The following is a 24,132-nucleotide window of genomic DNA, read 5'->3' as shown; positions in this document are numbered from 1 at the left end:
ACCTGACGATGGTCACGCAAACGGACTGCCAGGTGAACGCAATGTGCACGTAAAGCGGGCGCGGGAAACCGTGGCGAGCCTCACGTTGCTCACCTGTGCGCCCCTCTGGACAGATGGGCGCGAGCATCGGATGATCAAATGAGTGCGGTCGGCACCGGATGAGCGCCAAGATCTCCGTGAAGCATCCGGGTCGCAGCCCCCACGGGGCCTCCACATCACAAAAAATCCCTCATTTAGGAGCAATCGTGGCGCGCGATATCGCGGCTCCCACCGTCCCCACCACCCATCAGGGGCTGATCTCGTGGGTCAACGAGATCGCTGAACTGACGCAGCCGGACAACGTGGTCTGGTGTGACGGATCCGAGGCCGAGTACGAGCGGCTGTGCGAGGAGCTCGTCGAGAAGGGCACCTTCCGCAAACTCGACCCGATCAAGCGCCCCCACTCCTACTACGCGGCCTCCGACCCCACCGACGTCGCCCGCGTCGAGGACCGGACGTTCATCTGCTCCGAGAAGGAGGCGGACGCCGGCCCGACCAACCACTGGAAGGCCCCCGCCGAGATGCGGGAGATCTTCCAGGGCTCCGGCGGCAGTGGCGGTCTGTTCCGCGGCTCGATGCGTGGCCGCACCATGTACGTCGTGCCCTTCTGCATGGGCCCGCTCGGCTCGCCGCTGTCCGCGCTCGGCGTCGAGATCACCGACTCGGCGTACGTCGCCGTGTCCATGCGCACCATGACCCGTATGGGTCAGGCGGTCCTGGACGAGCTCGGCTCCGACGGCTTCTTCGTCAAGGCCGTGCACACCCTGGGCGCCCCGCTGGAGGCCGGCCAGGCGGACGTTCCCTGGCCCTGCAACCAGACCAAGTACATCTCGCACTTCCCCGAGGACCGCGAGATCTGGTCCTACGGCTCGGGCTACGGCGGCAACGCCCTGCTCGGCAAGAAGTGCTATGCCCTGCGCATCGCCTCCGTCATGGCCCGTGACGAGGGCTGGCTCGCCGAGCACATGCTCGTCCTGAAGCTGACCCCGCCGCGCGGCGAGGCCAAGTACGTCGCCGCGGCCTTCCCGAGCGCCTGCGGCAAGACCAACCTCGCCATGCTGGAGCCGACCGTTCCCGGCTGGACGGTCGAGACCATCGGCGACGACATCGCCTGGATGCGCTTCGGTGAGGACGGCCGGCTCTACGCCATCAACCCCGAGGCCGGCTTCTTCGGTGTCGCGCCCGGCACCGGCGAGCACACCAACGCCAACGCCATGAAGACGCTGTGGGGCAACTCCGTCTTCACCAACGTCGCCCTCACCGACGACAACGACGTGTGGTGGGAGGGCATGACCGAGGAGTCCCCGGCCCACCTGACGGACTGGAAGGGCAACGACTGGACGCCCGAGTCGGGCGTCCCGGCCGCGCACCCCAACGCCCGCTTCACCGTCCCGGCCTCGCAGTGCCCGATCATCGCGCCGGAGTGGGAGGACCCCAAGGGCGTGCCGATCTCGGCGATCCTCTTCGGCGGCCGCCGCGCCACCGCCGTCCCGCTGGTGACGGAGTCCTTCGACTGGAACCACGGCGTCTTCCTCGGCGCCAACGTGGCCTCCGAGAAGACCGCCGCCGCCGAGGGCAAGGTCGGCGAGCTGCGCCGCGACCCGTTCGCGATGCTGCCGTTCTGCGGCTACAACATGGGCGACTACATGGCCCACTGGATCGACGTGGCCAAGGACAAGGACCAGTCCAAGCTGCCGAAGATCTACTACGTCAACTGGTTCCGCAAGGACGACGAGGGCAAGTTCGTCTGGCCCGGCTTCGGCGAGAACAGCCGCGTCCTGAAGTGGATCGTGGAGCGCCTGGACGGCACGGCCGAGGGCGTCGAGACGCCGATCGGCATCCTGCCGACCAAGGACGCCCTCGACACGAACGGCCTGGAGCTGGCCGACTCCGACCTGGAGTTCCTGCTCGCGGTCGACAAGGAGGTCTGGCGCGAGGAGGCCGCCCTGGTCCCCGAGCACCTCAACACCTTCGGCGAGCACACGCCGAAGGAGCTGTGGGACCAGTACCGCGCGCTGGTGCAGCGCCTGGGGTGAAACAACCCTTCCAGAACTCCGCGGCCGGTCCACCGAGAGTGCCCTGACCAGCAACATCGTCACGGCCGGCCGCGGTGACAGCACACAGCACCACCGGGCAGGGGTCCGCACAACGGCGTGCGGGCCCCTGCTTTGGTTGTCACGGGTATGGCGGCGGTCGGCGGGGGTACCTGAAGGCTCTCACGAGGGTGATGGCGCCCGGTCCGCGCGTCGCTGCGGGTGCGCGCGGACCGGGGCCGTACGGGGGAGCCCCGAAGGGCTCAGCGGGACGCGAGTTCGCGCGGCTCCAGGGCCGCCGCGTGGGCGTCCATCCGCTCTGCGGCCAGGATCGCGGCCGCCGTGTCGGCGCGGGAGGCGGCGACGACCAGCGCGCGGCCCGCCAGGGCGTGCGCCCGCCGGTGCAGGTCCGTGGCGCTCCGCTCGCGCCGGGCGCCGGACACCCGGGCCGGGGCGGGTCCGCCCCTCAGCCGGCCGACCTGCTCCGCGAGCCGCTCCGCCGCCGCGTCCAGGTCGGCCGAGGCCTGTGTCGCGCGCAGCTCGTCCGTGACGGCGAGCAGGGCGGCGAGGTGGCCCGCGAGCTGGATGTCCAGCTCTTCCTCACGGGAACGGTGGGGGAAGTCGGGGTTGGGGCCGTCCACCGTGCTGTGGACCGACTTGGCGCGGATCGGTTCGTACATGGGAAGGCCTCCTGAGTTCTTACAGGAAACCATCCTAGCTTAGATTTCGTCTAAAGTTGAGTTGGTCACAAAATAGGACTGCCCGCGCACATAGTGTGAGCGGGCAGTCGGGTGAGGCCGGGCCTCGCGGGATCAGGGCTGGCTGTAGCCGTCCAGGAAGTGACCGATCCGCCCCATCGCGTCGGTCAGATCCCCGACCGTCGGCAGGGTCACCACCCGGAAGTGGTCCGGCTCCGGCCAGTTGAAGCCCGTGCCCTGGACGACCATGATCTTCTCGCGCCGGAGCAGGTCCAGGACCATCCGGCGGTCGTCCTTGATCTTGAAGACCTTGGGGTCGAGGCGCGGGAAGAGGTACAGCGCGCCCTTGGGCTTCACGCAGCTCACCCCGGGGATCTGGGTCAGCAGCTCGTACGCCGTGTCCCGCTGCTCGCGCAGCCGCCCGCCCGGCAGCACCAGGTCGTTGATCGTCTGCCGTCCGCTGAGCGCCGCGACGACTCCGTGCTGCCCGGGCATGTTCGCGCACAGGCGCATGTTCGCCAGGATCGTCAGACCCTCGATGTAGGAGTCGGCGTGGGCGCGCGGCCCGGAGATCGACATCCAGCCGACCCGGTAGCCGGCCACCCGGTAGGCCTTCGACATGCCGTTGAAGGTGAGGGTGAGCAGGTCCGGGGCGACGGAGGCGGTCGGGGTGTGCACGGCCTCGTCGTAGAGGATCTTGTCGTAGATCTCGTCGGAGCAGACGAGCAGGTTGTGCCGGCGGGCGATGTCGGTCAGGCCCTTGATCATCGCCTCGTCGTAGACGGCACCCGTGGGGTTGTTCGGGTTGATGATCACGAGCGCCTTGGTGCGGTCGGTGACCTTGCGCTCGATGTCGGCGAGGTCCGGCATCCAGTCGGCCTGCTCGTCACAGCGGTAGTGCACAGCGGTGCCGCCGGACAGGGACACGGCGGCGGTCCACAGCGGGTAGTCGGGCGCGGGCACGAGGACCTCGTCGCCGTCGTCCAGCAGGCCCTGCATCGCCATCACGATCAGCTCGGAGACGCCGTTGCCGATGAAGACGTGCTCGACGTCCGTCTCGATGCCGAGGGTCTGGTTGTGCATGACGACCGCCCGGCGTGCGGCCAGCAGGCCCTTGGCGTCGCCGTAGCCGTGCGCCGACGACACGTTCCGGAGGACGTCCTCCAGGATCTCCGGCGGGCACTCGAAGCCGAACGCGGCCGGGTTGCCGGTGTTCAGCTTGAGGATCCGATGACCGGCGGCTTCCAGCCTCATCGCCTCCTCGAGCACCGGGCCCCGGATCTCGTAACAGACGTTGGCGAGCTTGGTCGACTGGATCACCTGCATGTCTGGGAGCTTACGGCCCGGTAATGCCTCCCGGGCCGTGTTTTCCGCCACGTGAGACGCGGGGATTTGGGGCGATATCGCCACACGCTGTCCCACCAGCACCTTCGGTCCCTAGAATGCGCCGCCATGTCCGAGCCATTCGAGTACGCCGACGGAGTGACCGCTCGCGGGTCGCAGGACCCGCCGAACGTGTACCTGCCGCAGGCCGCCGCGCCGCCCGCCTACGACGCGTACGCGGATCCGGCGGCGGCGCACGGATGGCAGGACGTGTACGACGCGGCGGCCGCCGGCGATGCCGGGCACCCGGACGGCGCGGACGGCGCGGTCAGCTCCCGGCCCCGTGCCCGTCCCGGCGACGGTGCGGACGCCGCCGGCGCCCGTCCCGGCGACGCCCCCGGCCGCGTGCGCCTCGACGGCACGGGCGGTGCGGACGGCACCGGTGGCACGCGTGAACTGCCGTCGGTGCAGACGCGTGGCCGGTCCGGCGCGGGGCGCCGCGCCCGGCGCAAACCTGCTCCCCGGCTCGCGCGTCGTGTGGCGGTCGCCGTCGGTGCCGTGGGTGCCGTGTCTGCGGTCGCTCTGATCGCCGGGGCATCGCTCTCGGGCACGCCCTCCGGCGGGACGCGGGGCGGCGAAGGCGGCCGCAGCGCTCCGACGGCGGGGGAGTCGCCGACGGCGGAGCCCGCGAGTTCGGGCCCGGCGGACACCGCCGACGCTCCGCTCGTCGCCGGGCCGGGCGATCCTGACGACCCGTCCGGCGAGGTGTCCGCGCCGCCGTCCCCCACCGCGAGCCGAACTCCCTCCGCGTCCGCCACGGACGCCGCGTCACCCCCGGCCGGCAGCCCGACGGCCGGCGCCACGGCGGACCCCGTCCCCACCGCCACGACCTCCGCACCCGGCCGGTCCGGCGAGAAACCCGGGCGCGGCCCCGGCGGGACCAAGGGACCCAAGTGACCGGCCCGTAAGGGCGGTTGAGTAGGGTCGGACAGGACGCCGGAATTCCGGTTGTGGAACAGGTTCTTGTGTCACCCCCTCGCGACGATCACAATGCACATGACAACAGTGCAGGCGGCCGGAGGATTTCCGGTCGCCTCCGTCGCAAGAGGGGACCCCCCATGAGAAAACCTCTCGCCGCCGCGTTCTGCGCCCTGGCGATAGCCGGGGCCGGCGCGGCCCCCGCGACCGCCGCCGATGCCGCCCCCACGGGCGTCGGCAAGGTCGCGGACACGGGCTCGGCCACGTCCGCCGTCTCCGGCGTGGTCACGTCCGTGGAGCAGACGCTGTCCGGGCTCCGCGGTTCCCAGGCCAAGGCCGTGAACTTCGCCGGCACCGTCGCGCTCAGCAACTGCTCCGGCTCCGTCGTCCGCATGCCGGACGCCGAGGACAACGACCCGGCGCTCGTGATGACCAACGGCCACTGTCTGGAGTCCGGGTTCCCCGGCCCCGGCGAGGTCCTCGTCGACAAGGCCTCCAGCCGCACCTTCAGCCTGCTCAACGCCTCCGGCTCGCGCGTCGCCACCCTGCGCGCCGCCAAGCTCGCCTACGGCACGATGACCGACACGGACGTCGCGCTGTACCAGCTCACCACCACGTACGCGCAGATCAAGAGCTCGTACAACATCAACGCGCTGACGCTGAACGACGCTCACCCGGTCGCCGGCACCGCCATCAGCATTCCCTCCGGCTACTGGAAGCGGATCTACAGCTGCAACATCGACGGGTTCGTGCCCACCCTGAAGGAGGGCGACTGGACCTGGAAGGACTCCGTCCGCTACACCTCCGCCTGCAACACCATCGGCGGCACGTCCGGCTCGCCCGTCGTCGACCAGGCCACCAACAAGGTCGTCGCCATCAACAACACCGGCAACGAGGACGGTGAGCGCTGCACGGTGAACAACCCCTGCGAGGTCGACGCGAACGGCACCGTGACCGTCCGCAAGGGCATCAACTACGCCCAGGAGACCTACGGGATCCCGGCCTGTTTCGGGATCGACAGCAAGCTCGACCTGAGCGCGAGCGGCTGCACCCTGCCCAAGCCGTAAGGCAGGGTGCCGGCCGGGCGGTCACGCGGAAGGAGTCCTGCGGACCGCCCGGCCCGCCAGCACGTCCGTGCGCCGGCCGTCCTCGATCACGAACCGGCCGTCGACCAAGACGTGGGGGATGCCCGTCGGGAGGGCGCGCGGTTGCGCGAAGGTGGACCCCGCCGCGACCGTCGCCGGGTCGAAGAGCACCAGGTCGGCCCTGTAACCCTCGCGGACCAGTCCCCGGTCGGGCAGCCGGAGCCGCGCCGCCGGGCGGGACGTGAGGTGCGCGACGCACTCCTCCAGCGACAGCACCCCCAACTCCCTGACGTAATGCCCGAGGTAGTGCGGGAATGTGCCGTAGGCGCGCGGGTGCGGCTTCGCGCCCTGGAGGATGCCGTCCGAGCCGCCCGTGTGCACCCGATGGCGCATGATCTCCCGGACGTTCTCCTCGTGGCCCACGTGCTGGAGGATCGTCGGGGCCAGCCGGTCGGCCAGCAGCAGTGCGCGAGCGGTCACCCAGGGCGTCTCGCCCCGGACGGCCGCCGACTCCTCGATCGTCCGGCCGACGTAGCCGGCCAGGGCCGGGTCGTTCACGCCGGAGATCTCGATGGTGTCCCACTCGACCGGCACGCCGTGGCAGCCGTCGGACCCGGTGACCTCCAGGTCGTGGCGGATGCGTTCCGCCGTCCCCTCGTCCGCCAGCCGCCCGAGGGTCGCCTCCGGGCCACCCTCGCTCGCCCAGCTCGGCAGCACGGCCGCCAGCGTCGTACAGCCCGGGGTGTACGGGTAGGTGTCGAGGCTGATGTCGGATCCGGCCGCGAGTGCCTGGTCCAGCAGGGCCAGCAGGTCGGGTGCCCGGCCCTTGTTCACTCCGAAGTTCATGGTGGCGTGCGCGAGATGGAGGGAACAGCCCGCCTCCCGGGTCAGCGCGACCATCTCCTCGTACGCCTGAAGGGCACCGGCCCCGTAGGAGCGGTGGTGCGGGCAGTAGTAGCCGCCGTACGACGCCACCACCCGGCACAGCTCCGTCAGTTCGGCGTCCGGCGCGTACATGCCGGGCGTGTACGTCAGTCCTGACGACATGCCGACGGCGCCCTGCTCCAGGCCCTCGGCGACCAGCCGGCGCATCCGGTCCAGTTCGCCGGGTGTGGCCTCGCGGTCCTCCCAGCCGACGGCGAGCGCCCGGACCGTGCCCTGCGGGATCAGGTAGGCCGCGTTCACGGCGATCCCGCGGTCGAGCCGGTCCAGGTACTCGCCCACCGACCGCCAGTCGAAGTCGATGTCGTCCCCCGGGCCGTTCCACCCGGCGATGGCCCGCCGCACCTCGCCCAGCGTGCGGTCGTCGACCGGCGCGTACGACAGACCGTCCTGGCCGATGACCTCCAGGGTCACCCCCTGTGCGGCCTTGGCGCTGTGGTCCGGGTCGCGCAGCAGCGCCAGGTCGCTGTGGGCGTGCATGTCGACGAAGCCGGGGGAGAGGACGAGGCCCTCGGCGTCCAGTTCCCGGCGGGCCTTCGGCCGCTGGCAGCCGGCCGCGGCGGCCTCCTTGACGATCGAGACGATCCGGCCGCCGTCGACCACGACATCGGCCCGGTACGCGTCCGAGCCGGAGCCGTCGACGACGTCGGCGTCCCGGATGACGAGCTCTTCCATCGCGCCCGGCCTCCTAGAAGAACGTGCGGACGTAGTCGACGACCGTGCCGTCGGCCTCCGCGACGGGGATCAGCTGCCACTTGTCGAACGAGGTGCACGGGTGGGACAGCCCGAGCCCGACCCAGTCGCCGACCTCCAGATCCGCCTCCGGCGTGGTGGCCAGCCAGGCGTGCTGGTCGGACAGGGCGGTCACCGAGACACCGGTGGCCGGGCACTCGGCGCCGTCCCGGCGGATCACCTGGGCGAAGGGCAGGTCGAGGTCGTGAGCGGCGTCCCGCTTGCCCGCGTTGACGAAGGCCTGCTCGGCCGAAGGCCGCGACACCACCTGTGTCCACAGCCGGAACGCCGGCTCCAGGGCGCCCTCCTCGGGGACCCGGTTGAACGGGGTCAGCTTGCGGTAGTGGCCGTCGTCGTGCGAGACGTACGCGCCCGAGCGCAGCAACTTCAGCACCGGAAGGGAGAGTTCGGGGATCCCGGCGAATACCTCGGCGACCGCGTCGAACCAGGCGCTGCCGCCCGCGCTGACCACGATCCCGTCCAGCCCGGTGAAGCGACCCGCCTTGTCGAAGTCGGCGGCGAGCGCGACCAGCCGCCGCAGCCACGCCGTCACCCGCTCGGTGTCGGCCTTCGGCACCTCGCCCTCGTAGCCCGCGACACCGACGAGCCGCAGGGTGCGGGTACCCGCCACCGCGTCCGCGACCGCCGCGCACTCCGCCTCCGTACGCACTCCGGTCCGGGCGCCCTCCCCGGCGGCGAGCTCGACGACGACGTCCACGGGGCGCGTGGCGTCGGCGTCCCGCAGGGCGGCGTCCATCAGCTCGACGCCGCGCACGGAGTCGACGTAGCAGACCAGCTCGAAGTCGGGGTCGGCGTCGAGTTCGGTGGCGATCCAGCGCAGGGCCGCCGCGTCCACCAGCTCGTTCGCGAGGAACACGCGCCGCGTCCCGAAGGCCCGCGCCACCCGCACCTGGTGCGGTACGGCCAGCGTGATGCCCCACGCCCCGTGCTCGATCTGCCGCTGGAACAGCTGCGGCGCCATCGACGTCTTGCCGTGCGGCGCGAAGGCCAGGCCGTGCCGGGCCGCGTAGGTCTCCATCAGCCTCAGGTTGTGCTCCAGGCGCTCGGCGGACAGCGCGAGCACGGGCGTGGCGAAGCCGCCGGTGAAGAGGTTGCGGCGCTGCCCGGCCAGCTCGGCGACGGTCAGTCCGTCGGCGTCCGGCGGGAGGCCCTTGAAGCGGTGATCGACGCGCTCGGCGGCGAGCCGGGCGAGGGACTGGGCGGTGTCGGCCGTCATGAAGCCTCCCTGATCAGCGGTGTTGCAGTCTCTGCAACATTCATTGCGTATGGCGCTGAACGCTGTCTAACATCTCGGCCACCGCCGGTCAATGAAACCGCCACCGGCCGCCCCGACGAGGAGCTACGAGCATCGTGACCCCCACCGGACCCTGCAACGCCCCCGACGTCGTGGACGTCGTCGCGCTCGGCGAGTCCATGGTCACGTTCCTGCCCTCCCGGCCGGGGCGCCTCGCCGAGGTGCCGTCCTTCGAGCGGGGGATCGGCGGGGCGGAGTCGAACGTGGCGTGTGTGCTGGCCGCGGCCGGGCACTCCGCGCGCTGGGTCAGCCGGGTGGGGGCCGACCCGTTCGGTGACCACCTGGTCGAGGCGATCGGCGGGTACGGCGTCGACGTGGCGCACGTCCGGCGCGACCCCGGCCGCCCCACCGGCATCTACTTCCGCACCGCCGGGGACCGGGCCGGCGACGCCCACGAGGTGGCGTACTACCGGGCCGGTTCCGCGGCCTCCGCGATGACCGCGACGGACCCGGACCCGGCAGCCGTGCGCGCCGGGCGCGTGCTGCACCTCTCCGGTATCACCGCCGCGCTGTCCGGGACCTGCCTGGACCTGATGCGCGAGCTGACCGCCCGCCGCGCCGACCGCCCCCTGGTCTCCTTCGACGTCAACCACCGGCCCGGCCTGTGGCGCGACACGGCCGCCCCGGCCGTGCTGCGCGATCTCGCCCGGGGCGCGGACCTCGTGTTCGTCGGGCAGGACGAGGCGTGGGGGCTGCACAGCGCCGAAGCCGTCCGTGCCGCCCTGCCCGAACCCGAGGTGCTGGTCGTCAAGCAGGGCGCCGCCGGAGCCACCGTCTTCGAGGGGCGGCACGTCACCTTCGTGCCCGCACCCCGGGTCGACGTCGTCGCCGCCGTCGGTGCCGGGGACGCCTTCGCCGCCGGGTTCCTCTCCGCCACCCTGCGCGGACTGCCCGTCCGGCACCGGCTGCGGCACGGGCACCTGATGGCCGCCGCCGCGCTCACCGTGCCCGGCGACCTCGCCACACCGCCCGCGCGGGAGCACGCCGACCGGCTCGCCGCCCTGGACGACACGGCATGGGGGAGACTGCGACTCGGCCCGGGCTGGACCGAGCGGACACAGCGGGCCGACGAGGAGGTACGTACGCCATGAGCCAGACCGTCGACCGCGCGCTCAGCATCCTGCCGCTGCTCGCCGAGGGCCCCGCCGACCTGGGGCAGGTCGCCGACCGCCTCGGTGTCCACAAGTCCACGGCCCTGCGCCTGCTGCGCACCCTGCACGAGCACGGGCTCGTCTACCGCCAGTCCGACCAGCGCTACCGCCTGGGCGCCCGCCTCTTCGCCCTCGCCCAGGAGGCGATGGAGAACCTCGACGTCCGCGAGATCGCCCACCCCCACCTGGTCCGCCTCAACGAGAACTGCGGTCACACCGTGCACCTCGCCGTGTACGAGGAGAACGAGGTCCTCTACATCGACAAGGTCGAGAGCCGCTACCCCGTGCGGATGTACTCCCGCATCGGCAAACCCGTCGCCATCACCGTCGCCGCGGTCGCGAAGCTGCTGCTCGCCGACCTGCCCGAGCACGAGCGGCGGGCGGTCGCGGAGAAGCTCGACTACCCCACGTACACGTCCCGTTCGACACCCAACGCCGGCGCGTTCCTGCGCGAGCTGGACAAGGTGCGCGAACAGGGCTGGGCCACCGACCTCGGCGGCCACGAGGAGTCCATCAACTGCGTCGCGGCCCCCGTCCGCGGCGCCGACGGCCGGGTCGTCGCCGCGATGTCGGTCTCCGCGCCGAACGTCGTCGTCACCGCCGACGAACTCCTCACCCTCCTGCCGCTGGTGCGCCGCACGGCGGACGCCATCAGCGGCGAGTACTCCGGCAGGACACCAGTGAAGGGCACCGAATGACGGACAAGATCGCACTCACCCCGAAGACCCACACCACCCCGCCGGCGAAGTTCTCGCACGGTGTGCGGAAGGGCAACATCCTCCAGGTCGCCGGCCAGGTCGGCTTCCTGCCCGCCGAGGAGGGCAAGGCACCCACGCCCGCCGGGCCGACCCTGCGCGAGCAGACCCTCCAGACCCTCGCCAACGTCAAGGCCATCCTGGAGGAGGGCGGCGCCTCCTGGGACGACGTGATGATGATCCGCGTCTACCTGACCGACGTGGCCCACTTCGCCGAGATGAACGAGATCTACAACGCGTACTTCGAGGAGCAGGGCCTGACCCAGCCGCCCGCCGCGCGCACGACGGTCTACGTCGGCCTGCCCGCGGGTCTCCTCGTCGAGATCGACGCGCTGGCCGTCCTCGGCTGACCCTCCCCACCCCGCCTTCCCGGGGCGCGGCGCCGTTCGATGCGCCGCGCCGCGCTCCCCCCTGCCCAGAAGCCGTATGCCTTTACGCAGAGGACCCCCGAATGTCCCCTTCGCTCGCCGCGTCCGCCCCTGCCGAGACCCCACCCCACACCGGAGGACTGCTCCTCCTCGTCGACGGTACGGCCGGACTCCTGCTCACCGCCGCGCTCGGCATCGTGCTGCTGCTGTTCCTCATCATCAGGATGAGACTCCAGCCGTTCGTCGCCCTGCTCGCGGTCTCCATAGCCGTCGGCCTCGCCGCCGGTCTGTCGGTCACCGAACTCTTCGGCACGGTCCAGAAGTCGGACGCCGTCTCCACCATCGAATCCGGCATGGGCGGCATCCTCGGCCATGTCGCGATCATCATCGGCCTGGGCACCATGCTCGGCGCGATCCTCGAAGTCAGCGGCGGCGCCGAGGTGCTGGCGAAGCGTCTGCTCGGTCTGTTCGGTGAGCAGCGCGCGCCGCTCGCCATGGGCCTCACGGGCCTGATCTTCGGCATCCCGGTCTTCTTCGACGTCGGCATCTTCGTCCTGGCCCCGATCGTCTACGCCGCCGCCAAGCGCTCCGGAAAATCGATCCTGCTGTACTGCCTGCCGCTGCTCGCGGGCCTCTCCGTGACGCACGCGTTCCTGCCGCCGCACCCCGGCCCGGTCGCCGCGGCCGGCCTCCTCAACGTGGACCTCGGCTGGGTCATCCTGATGGGCATCGTCTGCGGTCTGCCGGCCGTGGTGGCCGCGTGGGGCTACGCGGCGTGGGTCGGCCGCCGCATCTTCGTGCCCGTCCCTCAGGACATGGTCGAGGCGGCCCAGGAGGCCAAGCAGGCCGTCGTCGACGAGCAGCGGGCCGCCGGGGTCGCCCCCAGCGAGCAGCCGGTCTCCCTCGGCACGGTCCTCGGCATCATCGGCACGCCCCTGGTGCTCATCCTCGCCGCGACCTTCTCCTCGATCGCCCTCGACCCCTCCACGCTCCGCTCGGTGATCGAGTTCTTCGGCAACCCGTTCGTGGCGCTGACGATCGCCCTGCTCCTCGCGTACTACCTGCTCGGCATCCGCCGCGGCTGGTCCCGCAAGTCCCTGGAGACGGTGTCGACCGCGTCCCTCAAGCCGGTCGGCAACATCCTGCTGGTGGTCGGCGCGGGCGGCGTCTTCGGCGCCGTCCTCAAGGCCAGCGGCGTCGCCCAGGCCCTCTCGGACACGTTCCACGACGTGGGCCTGCCGGTGCTCGTCCTCTCCTACCTGATCTCCGTGGTCCTGCGCGTGGCCCAGGGCTCGGCGACGGTCGCCATCGTCACGACGGCCGGCATCGTCGCCCCCCTGCTCTCCGAGGGCGACCACTCCCAGGCCTTCGTCGCCCTGGTCATCATGGCCATCTCGGCGGGCTCCATCGTCGCCTCGCACGTCAACGACGGCGGCTTCTGGATGGTGGCCAAGTACTTCGGCATCAGCGAGCGGGACACCCTCAAGACGTGGACGGTGCTGGAGAGTGCGCTGTCGGTGGCGGGGTTCGCGGTGGCGGCGGTGCTGAGCCTGTTCGTGTAGGCGTCTGATAACGAAGTCGGGGTCGACTGTGTGCGGCACAGGTTTGTCGACCATACTGCTTCGCTGTGGAGCAGCGCATAGGTTCGAACAGCCAGCCCCTGGAAGGCGCCGGATTCGACCCGGCATTCATCCCCGGGCTCACGTCACCCGCGTCCGCAGAGAAGGCGGAGGAGGACGGGCCGGAGAAGGAGCCTGAGGTCGCCGAGGCCGAGGAGGCCGCCCCCGGGCCGGGAGAGGCCGAGGAGGCGTCCCCTGCCGAGCAGGAGGAGGAGACCGACACCGACGGCCCCGTCTTCGAGGCGTCCGACCGCCGCGCGAAGATGGTCGCCGATCACAGAGGCGTACACCTGTCCCTGGACGATCAGGAGTGTGAGTTCCGCTGGGACGAGATCGGCGCGGTCGAGACGGAGACGGCCCGCTTCGGCAAGCGGTACACCGTCACCGTCCACACCCCTGACCGGCGCTGGTACCCGATCGAGATCGAGGCGCCGGCCAGGAGTCACTTCAAGGAGTGGGACGAGCAGCTGGACGCGGTGCTGGACGCCTACTTCGAGGAAGCGGAAGAAGCCGGCTAACCGCAGTACTGGCTCTCCTTGCCGATCGACCGGTACATGCAGTCCGCGTTCTCCAGCAGTTGCAGCACCGCATCGCGGTTACGGGAGGTCTCCCGCTCGATCACCTCGTCGGGCGGGTAGAACCCACCCCCACCGGACCTCGGATACATCTCGAACGTGTAGCCGAAGATCTTGTGCGCGCCCCAGAGGTAGTCGTCGATCGACCCGTCCGTGATGTACAGGTCGCTGGACTGCTCCGCCGTGTACCCGTTGCTCGCGGCCATCTTCTGCCCGACCGTCTTGAACGCCGCGTGGTCGTCGGCGGTCATCCCGGTCGTCGTGTCGGAGTACGTGTAGCCGAACGGCCACAGCACCAGCTCGCTGTACGTGTGGAAGTCGACCCCGGCCTTGATCTGCTGCTTGCCGCCGACGACCCGGCTGCGCACGAAGTCGGCGACGACCTTCACCTCGGGCGCCGACTCCGCCGACGGGCCCCGGTAGGTGTCGGAGGACGTGGAGCCCGAGGAGCCGCCGCAGCAGCCCCAGCGGTAGTTCCAGTTGCGGTTGAGGTCGGTGCCGACGTACGAACTGCCGGTGTTGGGCTGCCGGTTCTTGCGCCAGGAGCGGTACGAGCCGGTGGCGATGTCGTACTCGCCGCCGTCCGGGTTGATGTCCGGGACGATCCAGATCTCGCGGTTGTTCACCATGCTGGTGACACGCGAGTCGGAACCGTAGTCGGACGTCAGCTCGCGCAGCAGGTAGAGCGCCATCTCGACGGTCAGGTGCTCGCGGGCGTGCTGGTGGTGGGTGAACAGCACCTCCGGCTCGGACTCGTCACCGGCCACGTTGTCGCTGATCTTGATGGCGACGATGTTCCGGCCCTGGTACGACTTGCCGATCACGCGCTGGCTCGCGATGGACGGGTGGGCCGAGACGATCGAGTTGATCTCGCTCGTCATCTCCGCGTAGTTGTGGTACTTCGAGTCGGCCGACGGGAAGTCGAGGAGCCGGACGTCGTCCTCGCCGGCGGAGCGGTCGGGCACCGCGCCGAGCGGGGTGACCTCGTAGCCCAGCGCACGCAGCTTCTTGATCTGGTCCGCGCGGCCGGAGACGACGACACCGTGACCGTGCGCCTCGTCGACGGTCACGCCCGTGCGCTGAAGTGCCGTGCGGTCCTCGGCCGTCGCGTGCAGGTGGACCTCGTACTGCCGGACGTCGTCGGCCGAAGCGGCCGCTTTGCGGGCGCTGTCGGCGGTGGCGTCGCTCGTCGTCGCGGACAGGGGCGCCGCGAGGGCGAGGGCGAGGAGGCCGGCGAGGGCCGCGGTGCGTCTGCCGGTGCGGGCACCGGATGCTCGTATGCGAAGTCGCATGAAGTCTCCTTGTGGGAGGTGGGGTTGTTCCGTGCGACGTACTGGTGCGGGTGGCGCACATCGTTCTGCTAGTGGCATGAGCAGGTCAAGACTGAAAGCAGCCGCGCAGTGTACGCGCGCGGCGCCACGGTCGAGGTGTACCGGCGGAAGTACACCCACAGGTGTGGCCCCGGCGTGCATATATGTACGCACCGGGAGAGAGTGAGGGTCCGCGCAAGGGGAGCCGCAGTAACCGGGTCCCCGGACCCCCACCCCTCAGAGGACTGGCTGATCATGGGCGGATCAGCGCCACGACGGGACCACCACCTGCCGGCCGAGACGACCAGCTTCGTCGACCGGCGTGGCGAACTGACCCAGGGCCGCGAACTGCTGGCCCGCGCACGGCTGGTGACGCTGACCGGGCCGGGCGGCGTCGGCAAGACCCGGCTCGCCGCACGCATCGCGGCCCGGGTACAGCGGGCCTTCCCGGACGGCGTGCGTTTCGTGCACCTGTCCGGACTGCACGACCCGGCGCTCGTCCCGCTCGCCGCCGCCGACGCGTTGGGCCTCCACGACCGTTCCGCCCAGCCTCCCCTGGACGCCCTCGTCGACCAGCTGCGGGACCGGCGGCTGCTCCTCGTCGTCGACAACTGCGAGCATCTGGCGGGCGCGTGCGCCCGGCTGGCCGCGGCCCTGCTGCACGGCACCGAGGGCGTCCGGATCCTCGCCACCAGCCGGCACCGGCTCGGCCTCACCGAGGAGCACCTGCTGGAGGTACGGCCGCTGCCGGTGCCCGACCCGGACGGCGACCTGTCCGCCGCCGAGGGATACCCGGCCCTCACCCTCTTCGCCGACCGGGCCGCCGCCGTCGTCCCCGGCTTCCGCCTCACCCCCGCCAACCGCGCCTCCGTCGCCCGGCTGTGCCACCGCCTGGACGGGCTGCCCCTCGCCATCGAACTCGCCGCCGTCCGCATGCGCGTCCTCGACGTCGACCAGCTCCTGGACCGCCTCGACGACCGCTACCGCTTCCTCACCACCGGCAGCCCCGCCGCCCTGCCCCGCCACCAGACCCTGCGGGCGGCGGTCTCCTGGAGCCACGATCTGTGCACTCTCCCCGAGCGGACCGTGTGGGCCCGGCTGTCGGTCCTGGCGGGCGGCTTCGACCTGGAGACGGCGGAGGCGGTGTGCGCGGTCGGTACCCCGGAGGGCGACGCCCGGCCTTCCGAGGGTGACGTCCCGCCTCCGGAAGGCGGGGCCCGACACGTCGCGCTCCCGCACGCCGCCCTGCCCGCGCTGCCGGCCCGGCCCACGGACGGCTCCGGCGCACCCGCCCGGCCCGCGGCGGCGCCCACCGGGACCATCACCCTGCTCCCACCCCCGGGCCCGCGCACGGACGACGTCCTGGAAGCCGTCGCCGGGCTCGTGGACAAGTCCGTGCTCTGCCGTGAGCCCGGGCCCGGCAGCGTGCGGTACCGGCTGCTCGACACCCTGCGGCAGTACGGGCTGGAGCACTTGCGGCGGTGCGCCGGACAGGAGGAGGCCGCCCGGCGGCGGTTACGGGACTGGATGGTGCGACGGGCCGCGGAGTGCGAGCACGGCTGGTTCGGCCCCGGGCAGCCGGAGACCGTCGCCCGGCTGCGCGCCGACCGGGACAACCTGCGCGCCGCCCTCGACTTCAGCCTCTCCACCCCCGGCGAGGCCGTCGCCGGGCTGCGCCTCGCCGGCACGCTCTGGTTCTACTGGCACGCCTGCGGAGCCGCCCGCGAGGGCCTGTACTGGCTCGACCGCGCCCTGAGCGCCGCCCCCGAACCGACCCGGGAACGCGCCCGCGGCCTGTGGGTCGCCGGCCTGCTGGCCGCCGCAACCCGGGACTTCCCCCGGGGCCGCCGCCACGCCACCGACGCCCTCGCGCTCGCCCACGGCCTCGGCGACACCGCCGAGGCCGCGCACGCCGAGTACGTGCTCGGCGTCATCCGGCTGTTCGGCGACGACCTGCCCGGAGCGCTGCGGCACTTCGAGGCCACCGTCGCCCGCGGCCCCGTGCCCGGCCAGCACCTCAGCCTCTTCGGCCTCGACCAGGTCGAACTCGCCTGCGCGCTGGGCTTCCTGGGCGAGGCCGAGCGGGCCGTCGAGGTCTGCGAGCAAGCCCTGCGGCTGTGCGAGCGGCACGGCGAGCAGTGGGTCCGGTCCTACGTGCTGCGCATGCTCGCCCTCGCGCACACCGTGCTCGGCGACTGGCCCAGGGCCGAACGGCACGCCCGGGAGGCCCTGCGGCTCAAACTCGCCGTCCACGACGTCATCGGCATCGCCCTCACCCTCGACCTGCTCGCCTCGATCGCGGCCGAACGCGGCGCCCACGAGCACGCCGCCGTGCTGCTGGGCGGCGCCGACCGCGTCTGGGCCGACATCGACACCGGCCGCTGGGGCTCCCACACCCTCAACTCCGTACGCCGGGACAGCGAGGAGCGGGTGGGCCGGGCCCTCGGGCGCGAGGTGTTCGAGCGGGCCCACCGGCGGGGCGGGGCGCTCGGTCTCGCGGAGCTGGTCGGCCACGGGCTCCGCGAGCCGGGCCGCCCGCACCCCCAAGAGGCCTCCGTCCCCCCGCCGCCGCACGACGACACCACGGTCCGGCTCACCCGCCGCGAGACCGAGGTCGCCCGGCTCGTCGCCGAGGGGCTCGCCAACCAGCAGATCGCCGACCGCCTGGTGATCGCCCGCCGCACCGCCGAAGGCCATGTGGAACGCATCCTCAGCAAGCTCGGCTTCAGCAACCGCAGCCAGATCGCGGCCTGGATGACGGCACAGCGCTGACCCGCCCCGCTCCCGCCCACACCCACCCGAGGGGATCACATGACCACCGCTGAACTCAGCGCGTTCGACCACCGCATGGCCGTCTTCGACTCCGACGACGGCTTCCTGGCCGCCGCCCTGCCCTTCCTCGGCGAAGGCCTCGGCGCCTCCGGCGAACCCCCGCCGGTGGCCATCGCCGCCCCGCGCAACCTGGACCTCCTGCGCGACGCCCTCGGCCCCGACGCGAAGGACGTCACCTGCATCCCGCACACCGACTGGTACACCGGCTCCGCCGCCAACGCCGTCGCCCGGGCCGCCGCGTACCTCACCGCGCACGCCGCCCCCGGCGGCCGGATCCACCTCGTCATGGAACCCGTCTGGAGCGGCCGTGCCGGCCGCTCGGCCCGCGAGACCACCGAGTGGATCCGCTACGAGGCCCTCGCCAACCTCCTCTTCGCTCCCCTGTCCACGACCGCCCTGTGCGCGTACGACACCCGCACCGCGGGGCCCGCCGTCATCGCGGCGGCCCGCCGCACCCACCCCGACACGGAGGTGTACGAGGACCCGCTGCGGCTCGCCGCCGAGCTCGACGCCGTGCCGCTGCCGTTGCCCCCGGCCGGGGCGCGCACCCTCGCGGAGCCGCACGCCGCGGCCGTGCGGAGCTGGGCGGAGGGGCGTGGACTGCCCGTCGCGGACGCCGAGCTGTTCGCCGCCGCCGTGGCGGAGACCGCGGCCGCCCTCGCGCCCCTCGGCGGTGACGCCCTGCTGTGGGGCGAGGCACCCGCCTGCGTCTGCGAACTGCGCTCGGTCCGGCGGCTCGACGACCCGCTCGCCGGATTCGTCCCGCCGGGCGCCGGCCCGGAACCGGGCCCGGGGCTGTGGTACGCGCGTCAGGTCTGCGCGTACGTGGACATCCGCGACGACGCCGGGGGAGCGACGGTCCGTCTCCAGTACGCATAGCCCCCTGCCTGCACAAGCAGGTAGGGGATCGGGTAGTCCTCCCCCTGCGCCGGACCCCACCCCCGGATCACCCTGGACCCATGCTGCGACTCTCCGGGCGGCACCTCCCGGACCCCGACGCCCACTACGGCCCGTTCCCGCAACCACCGCTGGGAGCAGGCCATCTGAGTGTCGAGTACGCCCCGCGGCCCTCCGCCGTCCGCGAGGCACGCGCGGAGGTCCGCAGGCAGTTGGAAGGATGGGGGATCGCCGAGCGCGGTGAGGTCGCGGACGTGGCCGAACTCCTCGTCGGCGAACTGGTCACCAACGCCGTGGTGCACGCCGGGAGCCGCTTGCGGCTCACGCTCTTCGCCGCGCACGGCGTACTGCGCTGCGAGGTCGCCGACACCGAACGCCGCGTGCCGCGGGTGCTGGCCGCGGGCACCGGGGAGAGCGGCCGTGGAATGTTCCTGGTGGACGCGCTCGCCCAGCGCTGGGGCTGCCACCGGGACGGGCCGGGCAAGACCGTGTGGTTCGAGCTCGGCACGTGCGGGGCGGACGGCTGTGGTCGGCGACAGCCGTGACGCTCCGCCGGGTGGGCCCTGGCGGAGCGTCCTGCCCGCCTGGGCCCGTCCACCGGCCGCGGGTTCGTGTGGTTGATCGCGCAGTTCCCCGCCCCCCCCACGAGTGGGACGACTCCTGCGCTCTTGCCGGTTGGGGCTCTTTGCGGTTTCTTGATCTGCATGGCGGACACCACGGGCAACACCACGAACCACGAGGCCACACCGCAACCCCCGATGCGCAAGTCGAGTTGGAAGTACATCGGGCCGGGGATCGTCGTCGCGGCGACCGGGGTGGGGGCCGGGGACCTCGTCGCCACACTCATCGCGGGCAGCAACTTCGGCTACACCCTCCTGTGGGCGGCGATCATCGGCTGCCTGGTGAAGATCTCCCTGGCCGAGGCGGCGGGCCGCTGGCATCTGTCCACGGGCCGCACCCTGTTCGACGGCTGGGCGAGCCTCGGCCGCTGGACGACCTGGTTCTTCGCCGTCTACGTCGTGGTCTGGGGCTTCGTCTACGGCGCGGCGGCGATGTCGTCGAGCGCGCTGCCGCTGCAGGCGCTGTTCCCCGACGTGATGGACCTCAAGTGGTGGGGCATCGCCTGCGGTCTGGTCGGTCTGGTCTTCGTCTGGTTCAACAAGTACGCGGTGTTCGAGAAGGTCATGACGGTCCTGGTGGGCGTCATGTTCGTGGTGACGGTGTACCTGGCGATCCGGGTCACGCCGAACCTCGCCGACGCCTTCGCCGGTCTCCTCCCGGTCCTGCCCGACGAGAAGGACTCGATCCTCAACACGCTGGGCCTGATCGGCGGCGTGGGCGGCACGATCACGCTCGCGGCGTACGGCTACTGGGTCAACGCCAAGGGCTGGACCGACTCCGGCTGGATGAAGGTCATGCGGCTGGACAACCGCGTCGCCTACGCCACCACCGGCATCTTCGTCATCGCCATGCTGTTCGTCGGCGCGGAGTTGCTCCACTCGGCGAACGTCGCGATCGCGAGCGGTGACAAGGGCCTGATCCAGCTGGGCGACATCCTGGAGGACGAGTACGGCCCGGCGACGGCGAAGTTCTTCCTGATCGGCTTCTTCGCCACGTCCTTCACCTCGCTGATCGGCGTCTGGCACGGCGTGAGCCTGATGTTCGCCGACTTCGTGGCCCGCCTGTCCGGCAAGGGGCAGGCCAAGGGCGAGGAGGTCGCCTCGGGGACACGCGAACGCTCCTGGCCGTTCCGCGTCTACCTGCTCTGGCTGACCTTCCCGCCGATGATCCTGCTCTTCGAGGGCCAGCCCTTCCGCCTGATCATCATCTACGGCGTCCTCGGCGCGGCCTTCCTGCCCTTCCTCGCCGCCACCCTGATCTGGCTCCTCAACTCCTCCCGTACACCCCCCGAGTGGCGCAGCGGCCCCCTCAGCAACGCGATGCTCGCCATCGCGGGCCTGCTGTTCCTGACCCTGTGCGTGAAGCAGATCTGGGACCAGCCGTGGGGGGAGTTCTTCTAGGGGAGGGGGCCGGGGCAGGGAGAATGTCTCACCGCAGTACCGAGACGTTCCCAGCGAGCACGAGGACCGAGGACCCGACGGATGAGCCAGCAGTACCCACCACCCGGCCCCGGTCCCGGCTTCGGCCCGCCCCCGCCGCAGTACGCGCCCGCGCCGCCCCCGTACGGGCCCGCACAGCCTTCGTACGCCCAGGCTCCACCGCAGCCGGTGGCGGGCGGACCGGACTTCCTGGCCGTCGACAAGCGCAACGCGGTCGTCGTCGACGCGTCCGGCGTCGCCTTCGAGTCGTCCGGTCTCTCGATCGAGTTCCGCTGGCCAGAGATCCGCAGCGTCCACTACCGGGCGAGCCCGGACGGCAAGGCGCTGATGGTCGCCGTGGTCCACGTGGACGGCCGGTTCTTCGAGTGCGTGGTGGTGGCCAAGCCCCGGTCGCGGCTCCAGGAGTGGTTCCCGCAGCTGGCGTGGGTGCTCGGCCACTACCGGCCGACGGGGTGAGGGGAACGTCCCTCACCCCACGGTGATGTCGGCCCCGGCTACGGCAGCCCGTGCACATGCGGTCCCACCGCGTTGGACCACGCGTTGCCCGCCGTCGCGTCCCAGTTGGTCGACCAGGTCATCGCACCCCGCAGGTCGGGGTACGTCCGGGGCGGCTTGAAGGAGCCGCAGCCGGTGCCCTTGGCCAGGCAGTCCAGGGCGTCGTTGACCACGGTCGGAGAGACGTAGCCGCTGCCCGCCCCGCGTGGCGAGGCCGGGAGGCCCAGGCCCACCTGGGACGGGGCGAGGCCGTTCTCCAGCTGGATGCAGGCCAGGGCCGTCAGGAAGTCGACCGAGCCCTGGCTGTAGACCTTGCCGTCGCAGCCGAGCATGGAACCGCTGTTGTAGTACTGCATGTTGACGACCGTGAGGATGTCCTTCACGTTCAGCGCGGTCCGGAAGTACGCGTTGGACGTCGACTGCATGTCGATCGTCTGCGGAGCCATCGTGAGGACGAGCGACGGGCCCGCCTTCGCGGCCAGGGCGCGCAGCGCCTGCGTCATGTACGTCGCGTTCAGGCCGTTCTCCAGGTCGATGTCGACGCCGTCGAAGCCGTACGTCTGCATCACGGAGTACACGCTGTTCGCGAAGTTCGCCGCCGACGTCGCGTCGTTGACCGACACCGTGCCGCGCTCGCCGCCGACCGAGATGACGACCTTCTTGCCGGCGGCCTGCTTCGCCTTCACGTCCGCCTTGAACTGGTCGACGGTGTAGCCCTTCAGCCCGGCCGAGTCCAGGGTGAAGGACACTGCCCCGGGCGTGCCCGTCGCGTCGGCGAAGGCCACCGCGATGATGTCGTAGGCGGCGGGGACGTCCGAGATGCGCTGGACCGTCGCGCCGTTGTCGAAGTTCTGCCAGTAGCCGGTCACCGCGTGCTTGGGCAGCGCGGGGCCCGGACCGCTGGGCTTGTTCGTGGTACCGGTCACCGCCGCCGACTTCGGCGACTCACCCGCCGCGTTCGTCGCCGTGACCTGGAAGGAGTACGACGTAGAGGCCGCGAGCCCGGTCACCGTCGCCGACGTGCCGGAGACGGCCGTCCCCTTCGTGCCGTCGCGGTACACGGTGTACCCCGTCGCTCCCGGCACGGTGTTCCAGGCGAGGGACACCGAGGAGGACGTCGTCCCCGAGACGTTCAGGCCGCCCGGCGCGGAGGGGATCGTGGGGCCCGGGTCCGTGCCCCCGCCGCCGTCGGGGCCGAACACCGACACGTCGTCCGCGTGGTACGCCGCCTGCCCGTACCAGCCGTGCGTGTAGACCGTCACCGAGGTCGTCGAGGATCCCGTGGTGAAGGTGGTCGACAGCTGCTTCCAGGAGGAGGAGCCGGGCGTCCAGGTGGACACGTCCGTCGTGCCCGTGCCCGTCACGCCGAGGTAGGCGTACCCGCCCTGGACCCAGGCGCCCAGCGTGTACGTCGAGCCGGGCTTCACCCGTACCGTCTGGGCGCACCGGGCGTTGTCCTGCCCCGACGGGGTCGCCCGCAGCGCGGCCGTGCCGGTGTGAACCGGGGAGGAGACCGTCGCGCCGCTGCCCGCCGAGCAGGCCCAGTCGCCCAGGCCCGACTCGAAGCCGGCGTTCCTGGCGTTGTTGACGTCGGCGGCGCTGGCCTGGCCGACGGTCGTGACAGTGAGGGCCAGGGCAGCCGTGAGGGCACCCGACCACAGCCGCAGGGATCGTCTGTGTCTGGACATGACAAGAAAATGGTCCAGACCAGAGGTGGTGTCAAGAGGTCCAGACCAAGCTGTCGAGCGGCGGTCCCACCGCACCCCGTCGGCGGCACACCCGCGCCGCCGCCCTCGCCCGGGAACCGCCGAGCCCGCCGCGGCGACCGGCAAGATGCTCAACCTGCCCCGTTTTGACGCATCTTGTGCAACGGCAGTTGCTCCTCAGCTACACAAACGCTGTTCTCCGGTCACAGAGCCGTGGATACAGTGCTGAGGTAGTCACGCAGTGAAGTCGACACGGTGCGCCGGAGTGACACCCGGCGTTCCGGTGGGCATGGGGAAACGGGGAGCTGCGCGTGCCAACTGCCATTGCCGTGACCAGCGCCGACATGGCGCTGCCACCACAGGACGAACGCACCCTGCCCGCCGTCGTGCTGCGGGACGTCGAACGACGCCCTCTGGATCAGGCACTGGCGGAGATGCAGGCGCTGGTCGAACACCACGGCCATGTGATCGTGGTCTGCTCAGAGGCCGCGCCCACCGCGGTGCGGCGACGGCTGCACACCCTGCGCTCCCTCATGGAGAGCGACCGGATCGCCCTGTTCCGGCCGGACCTGCCGCCCCTCGGACTGGCCGTCCTGGCCCGCCAGTTACGGCAGCTCGCCTCCTGCGACATCAGCCCCGGCGTACTCGCCTCGGCCGGCCGGCTGCTCGTCCACTACATCCACGCCGGGGCGCTGCTGGGCTCCGTCGCCCGCCTCGACCGCGTCCCCGTCGGCCTGAAGTCGCACGCCAAGTCCTGGATGCCCGGGAGCCAGTTCGGCGTCCTCGCCCATCCCGAGCCGCACCTCGTCCGCATCACCCCCGAGGCCCACCTGCCCGGCCCCGAGTTCGGCACCTGGATGCTGGTCGCCAAGGGCCAGCTCCAGCCCGACTGGGTCACGGGCACCCTCGCCCCCTCCTGGAAGGTGCAGGGACTGCGCGAGACCCCGCTCCCGGCCGAGTCGCCCGGCTGGTGGGGCACCGGCAAGCTCATCGAGTTCTGCAGCTACCTGCCCGACCTGTCCGTCCTCTACCAGCTGGTCACCTCCGTCCGGCGCAGCCAGTGCCACTGGTGCGGCATCGACGTCATCGGCGACCGCTGCGTCTTCTGCTCGGCCACGCCACCCGTCCACGACAGCCCGCCCCGCAGACAGCTCGAGAGCCGAACGGCCGTCGGGTGAGGCCTGACACCGCTCGTCAGCACTGTTCCGATCCCGCTCGA

General features: G+C 71.6%; 20 protein-coding genes. 14 read left to right on the top strand and 6 right to left on the bottom strand.

Annotated elements, in window-relative coordinates; all coding sequences use genetic code 11:
- The first annotated feature begins 245 nt into the window (after positions 1-245).
- On the top strand, positions 246-2,075 hold the full coding sequence (locus IO24_RS0106190; RefSeq protein ID WP_031132691.1) for a phosphoenolpyruvate carboxykinase (GTP): 1,830 nt from the start codon (positions 246-248) through the stop codon (positions 2,073-2,075).
- 260 nt (positions 2,076-2,335) lie between these two features.
- On the opposite strand, the gene IO24_RS0106185 is transcribed toward IO24_RS0106190, so the two are convergent.
- Together IO24_RS0106185 and IO24_RS0106180 are read right to left on the bottom strand one after the other, a co-directional pair.
- Positions 2,336-2,752: an SCO4983 family protein gene (locus IO24_RS0106185; RefSeq protein WP_031132688.1), complete on the bottom strand. Its 417-nt coding sequence runs from the start codon at positions 2,750-2,752 to the stop codon at positions 2,336-2,338.
- 132 nt (positions 2,753-2,884) lie between these two features.
- Entirely contained in the window at positions 2,885-4,096 is a 1,212-nt protein-coding gene (locus IO24_RS0106180) for a pyridoxal phosphate-dependent aminotransferase (protein WP_031132686.1), read from the bottom strand.
- A gap of 126 nt (positions 4,097-4,222) precedes the next feature.
- Between IO24_RS0106180 and IO24_RS0106175 the strand changes: the two genes are divergently transcribed.
- A complete protein-coding gene (locus tag IO24_RS0106175) occupies positions 4,223-5,050 on the top strand; it encodes a hypothetical protein (protein WP_031132684.1) in 828 nt (275 codons plus the stop codon).
- Between the two features lie 161 nt (positions 5,051-5,211).
- Positions 5,212-6,138, top strand: a complete 927-nt coding sequence (locus tag IO24_RS0106170) for a S1 family peptidase (protein ID WP_031132682.1) — start codon at positions 5,212-5,214, stop codon at positions 6,136-6,138.
- Positions 6,139-6,159: 21 nt separating this feature from the next.
- Here IO24_RS0106170 and IO24_RS0106165 read toward each other — a convergent pair whose 3' ends face one another.
- Both IO24_RS0106165 and IO24_RS0106160 read right to left on the bottom strand, forming a co-directional pair.
- Positions 6,160-7,773, bottom strand: a complete 1,614-nt coding sequence (locus IO24_RS0106165) for an N-acyl-D-amino-acid deacylase family protein (protein WP_031132681.1) — start codon at positions 7,771-7,773, stop codon at positions 6,160-6,162.
- 13 nt (positions 7,774-7,786) lie between these two features.
- Positions 7,787-9,067 (bottom strand): amino acid deaminase, encoded by a 1,281-nt coding sequence (locus tag IO24_RS0106160; protein WP_031132680.1) that lies wholly within the window; start codon positions 9,065-9,067, stop codon positions 7,787-7,789.
- A gap of 134 nt (positions 9,068-9,201) precedes the next feature.
- Between IO24_RS0106160 and IO24_RS0106155 the strand changes: the two genes are divergently transcribed.
- The 5 genes from IO24_RS0106155 to IO24_RS0106135 all read left to right on the top strand — a co-directional run bounded on the left by IO24_RS0106155 (position 9,202) and on the right by IO24_RS0106135 (position 13,556).
- Positions 9,202-10,236, top strand: a complete 1,035-nt coding sequence (locus IO24_RS0106155) for a sugar kinase (RefSeq protein WP_031132678.1) — start codon at positions 9,202-9,204, stop codon at positions 10,234-10,236.
- On the top strand, positions 10,233-10,994 hold the full coding sequence (locus IO24_RS0106150) for an IclR family transcriptional regulator (protein ID WP_031132676.1): 762 nt from the start codon (positions 10,233-10,235) through the stop codon (positions 10,992-10,994). The genes IO24_RS0106155 and IO24_RS0106150 overlap by 4 nt, the downstream gene beginning before the upstream one ends.
- Positions 10,991-11,401, top strand: coding sequence for a RidA family protein (locus IO24_RS0106145; protein WP_031132674.1), 411 nt, complete (start codon positions 10,991-10,993; stop codon positions 11,399-11,401). The genes IO24_RS0106150 and IO24_RS0106145 overlap by 4 nt, the downstream gene beginning before the upstream one ends.
- Before the next feature lie 101 nt (positions 11,402-11,502).
- Positions 11,503-12,981: a GntP family permease gene (locus IO24_RS0106140; RefSeq protein ID WP_031132672.1), complete on the top strand. Its 1,479-nt coding sequence runs from the start codon at positions 11,503-11,505 to the stop codon at positions 12,979-12,981.
- A gap of 65 nt (positions 12,982-13,046) precedes the next feature.
- Positions 13,047-13,556, top strand: a complete 510-nt coding sequence (locus IO24_RS0106135; RefSeq protein ID WP_031132670.1) for a hypothetical protein — start codon at positions 13,047-13,049, stop codon at positions 13,554-13,556.
- Here the strand turns inward: IO24_RS0106135 and IO24_RS0106130 are convergent.
- Positions 13,553-14,905, bottom strand: a complete 1,353-nt coding sequence (locus tag IO24_RS0106130; protein ID WP_031132668.1) for a M14 family metallopeptidase — start codon at positions 14,903-14,905, stop codon at positions 13,553-13,555. The two genes, IO24_RS0106135 and IO24_RS0106130, sit on opposite strands and share 4 nt — an antisense overlap.
- Before the next feature lie 273 nt (positions 14,906-15,178).
- On the opposite strand from IO24_RS0106130, the gene IO24_RS0106125 reads away from it, so the two are divergent.
- The 5 genes from IO24_RS0106125 to IO24_RS0106105 all read left to right on the top strand — a co-directional run bounded on the left by IO24_RS0106125 (position 15,179) and on the right by IO24_RS0106105 (position 21,168).
- A complete protein-coding gene (locus tag IO24_RS0106125; RefSeq protein WP_031132666.1) occupies positions 15,179-17,695 on the top strand; it encodes an ATP-binding protein in 2,517 nt (838 codons plus the stop codon).
- A 39-nt stretch (positions 17,696-17,734) separates the two neighbouring features.
- Positions 17,735-18,634 (top strand): MEDS domain-containing protein, encoded by a 900-nt coding sequence (locus IO24_RS0106120; protein ID WP_031132664.1) that lies wholly within the window; start codon positions 17,735-17,737, stop codon positions 18,632-18,634.
- An 80-nt stretch (positions 18,635-18,714) separates the two neighbouring features.
- The gene (locus IO24_RS0106115) at positions 18,715-19,197 is read left to right on the top strand and encodes an ATP-binding protein (protein ID WP_031132662.1); all 483 of its coding nucleotides are present in this window, start codon (positions 18,715-18,717) and stop codon (positions 19,195-19,197) included.
- A 159-nt stretch (positions 19,198-19,356) separates the two neighbouring features.
- Entirely contained in the window at positions 19,357-20,673 is a 1,317-nt protein-coding gene (locus tag IO24_RS0106110; RefSeq protein WP_031132660.1) for an Nramp family divalent metal transporter, read from the top strand.
- Positions 20,674-20,754: 81 nt separating this feature from the next.
- A complete protein-coding gene (locus IO24_RS0106105) occupies positions 20,755-21,168 on the top strand; it encodes a hypothetical protein (protein WP_031132658.1) in 414 nt (137 codons plus the stop codon).
- Between the two features lie 38 nt (positions 21,169-21,206).
- Here the strand turns inward: IO24_RS0106105 and IO24_RS0106100 are convergent, their stop codons facing one another.
- Positions 21,207-22,895 (bottom strand): chitinase, encoded by a 1,689-nt coding sequence (locus tag IO24_RS0106100; RefSeq protein ID WP_031132656.1) that lies wholly within the window; start codon positions 22,893-22,895, stop codon positions 21,207-21,209.
- Between the two features lie 362 nt (positions 22,896-23,257).
- Between IO24_RS0106100 and IO24_RS0106095 the strand changes: the two genes are divergently transcribed.
- The gene (locus tag IO24_RS0106095) at positions 23,258-24,091 is read left to right on the top strand and encodes a hypothetical protein (protein ID WP_078898921.1); all 834 of its coding nucleotides are present in this window, start codon (positions 23,258-23,260) and stop codon (positions 24,089-24,091) included.
- Positions 24,092-24,132 lie beyond the last annotated feature (41 nt).

This window comes from Streptomyces flavovariabilis, from assembly GCF_000725785.1.
GTDB classification, from domain to species: Bacteria; Actinomycetota; Actinomycetes; order Streptomycetales; family Streptomycetaceae; genus Streptomyces; species Streptomyces hawaiiensis.
Note: the sequence above shows the minus strand (reverse complement) of the source record. Positions and strands in the feature narration are given on the sequence as shown.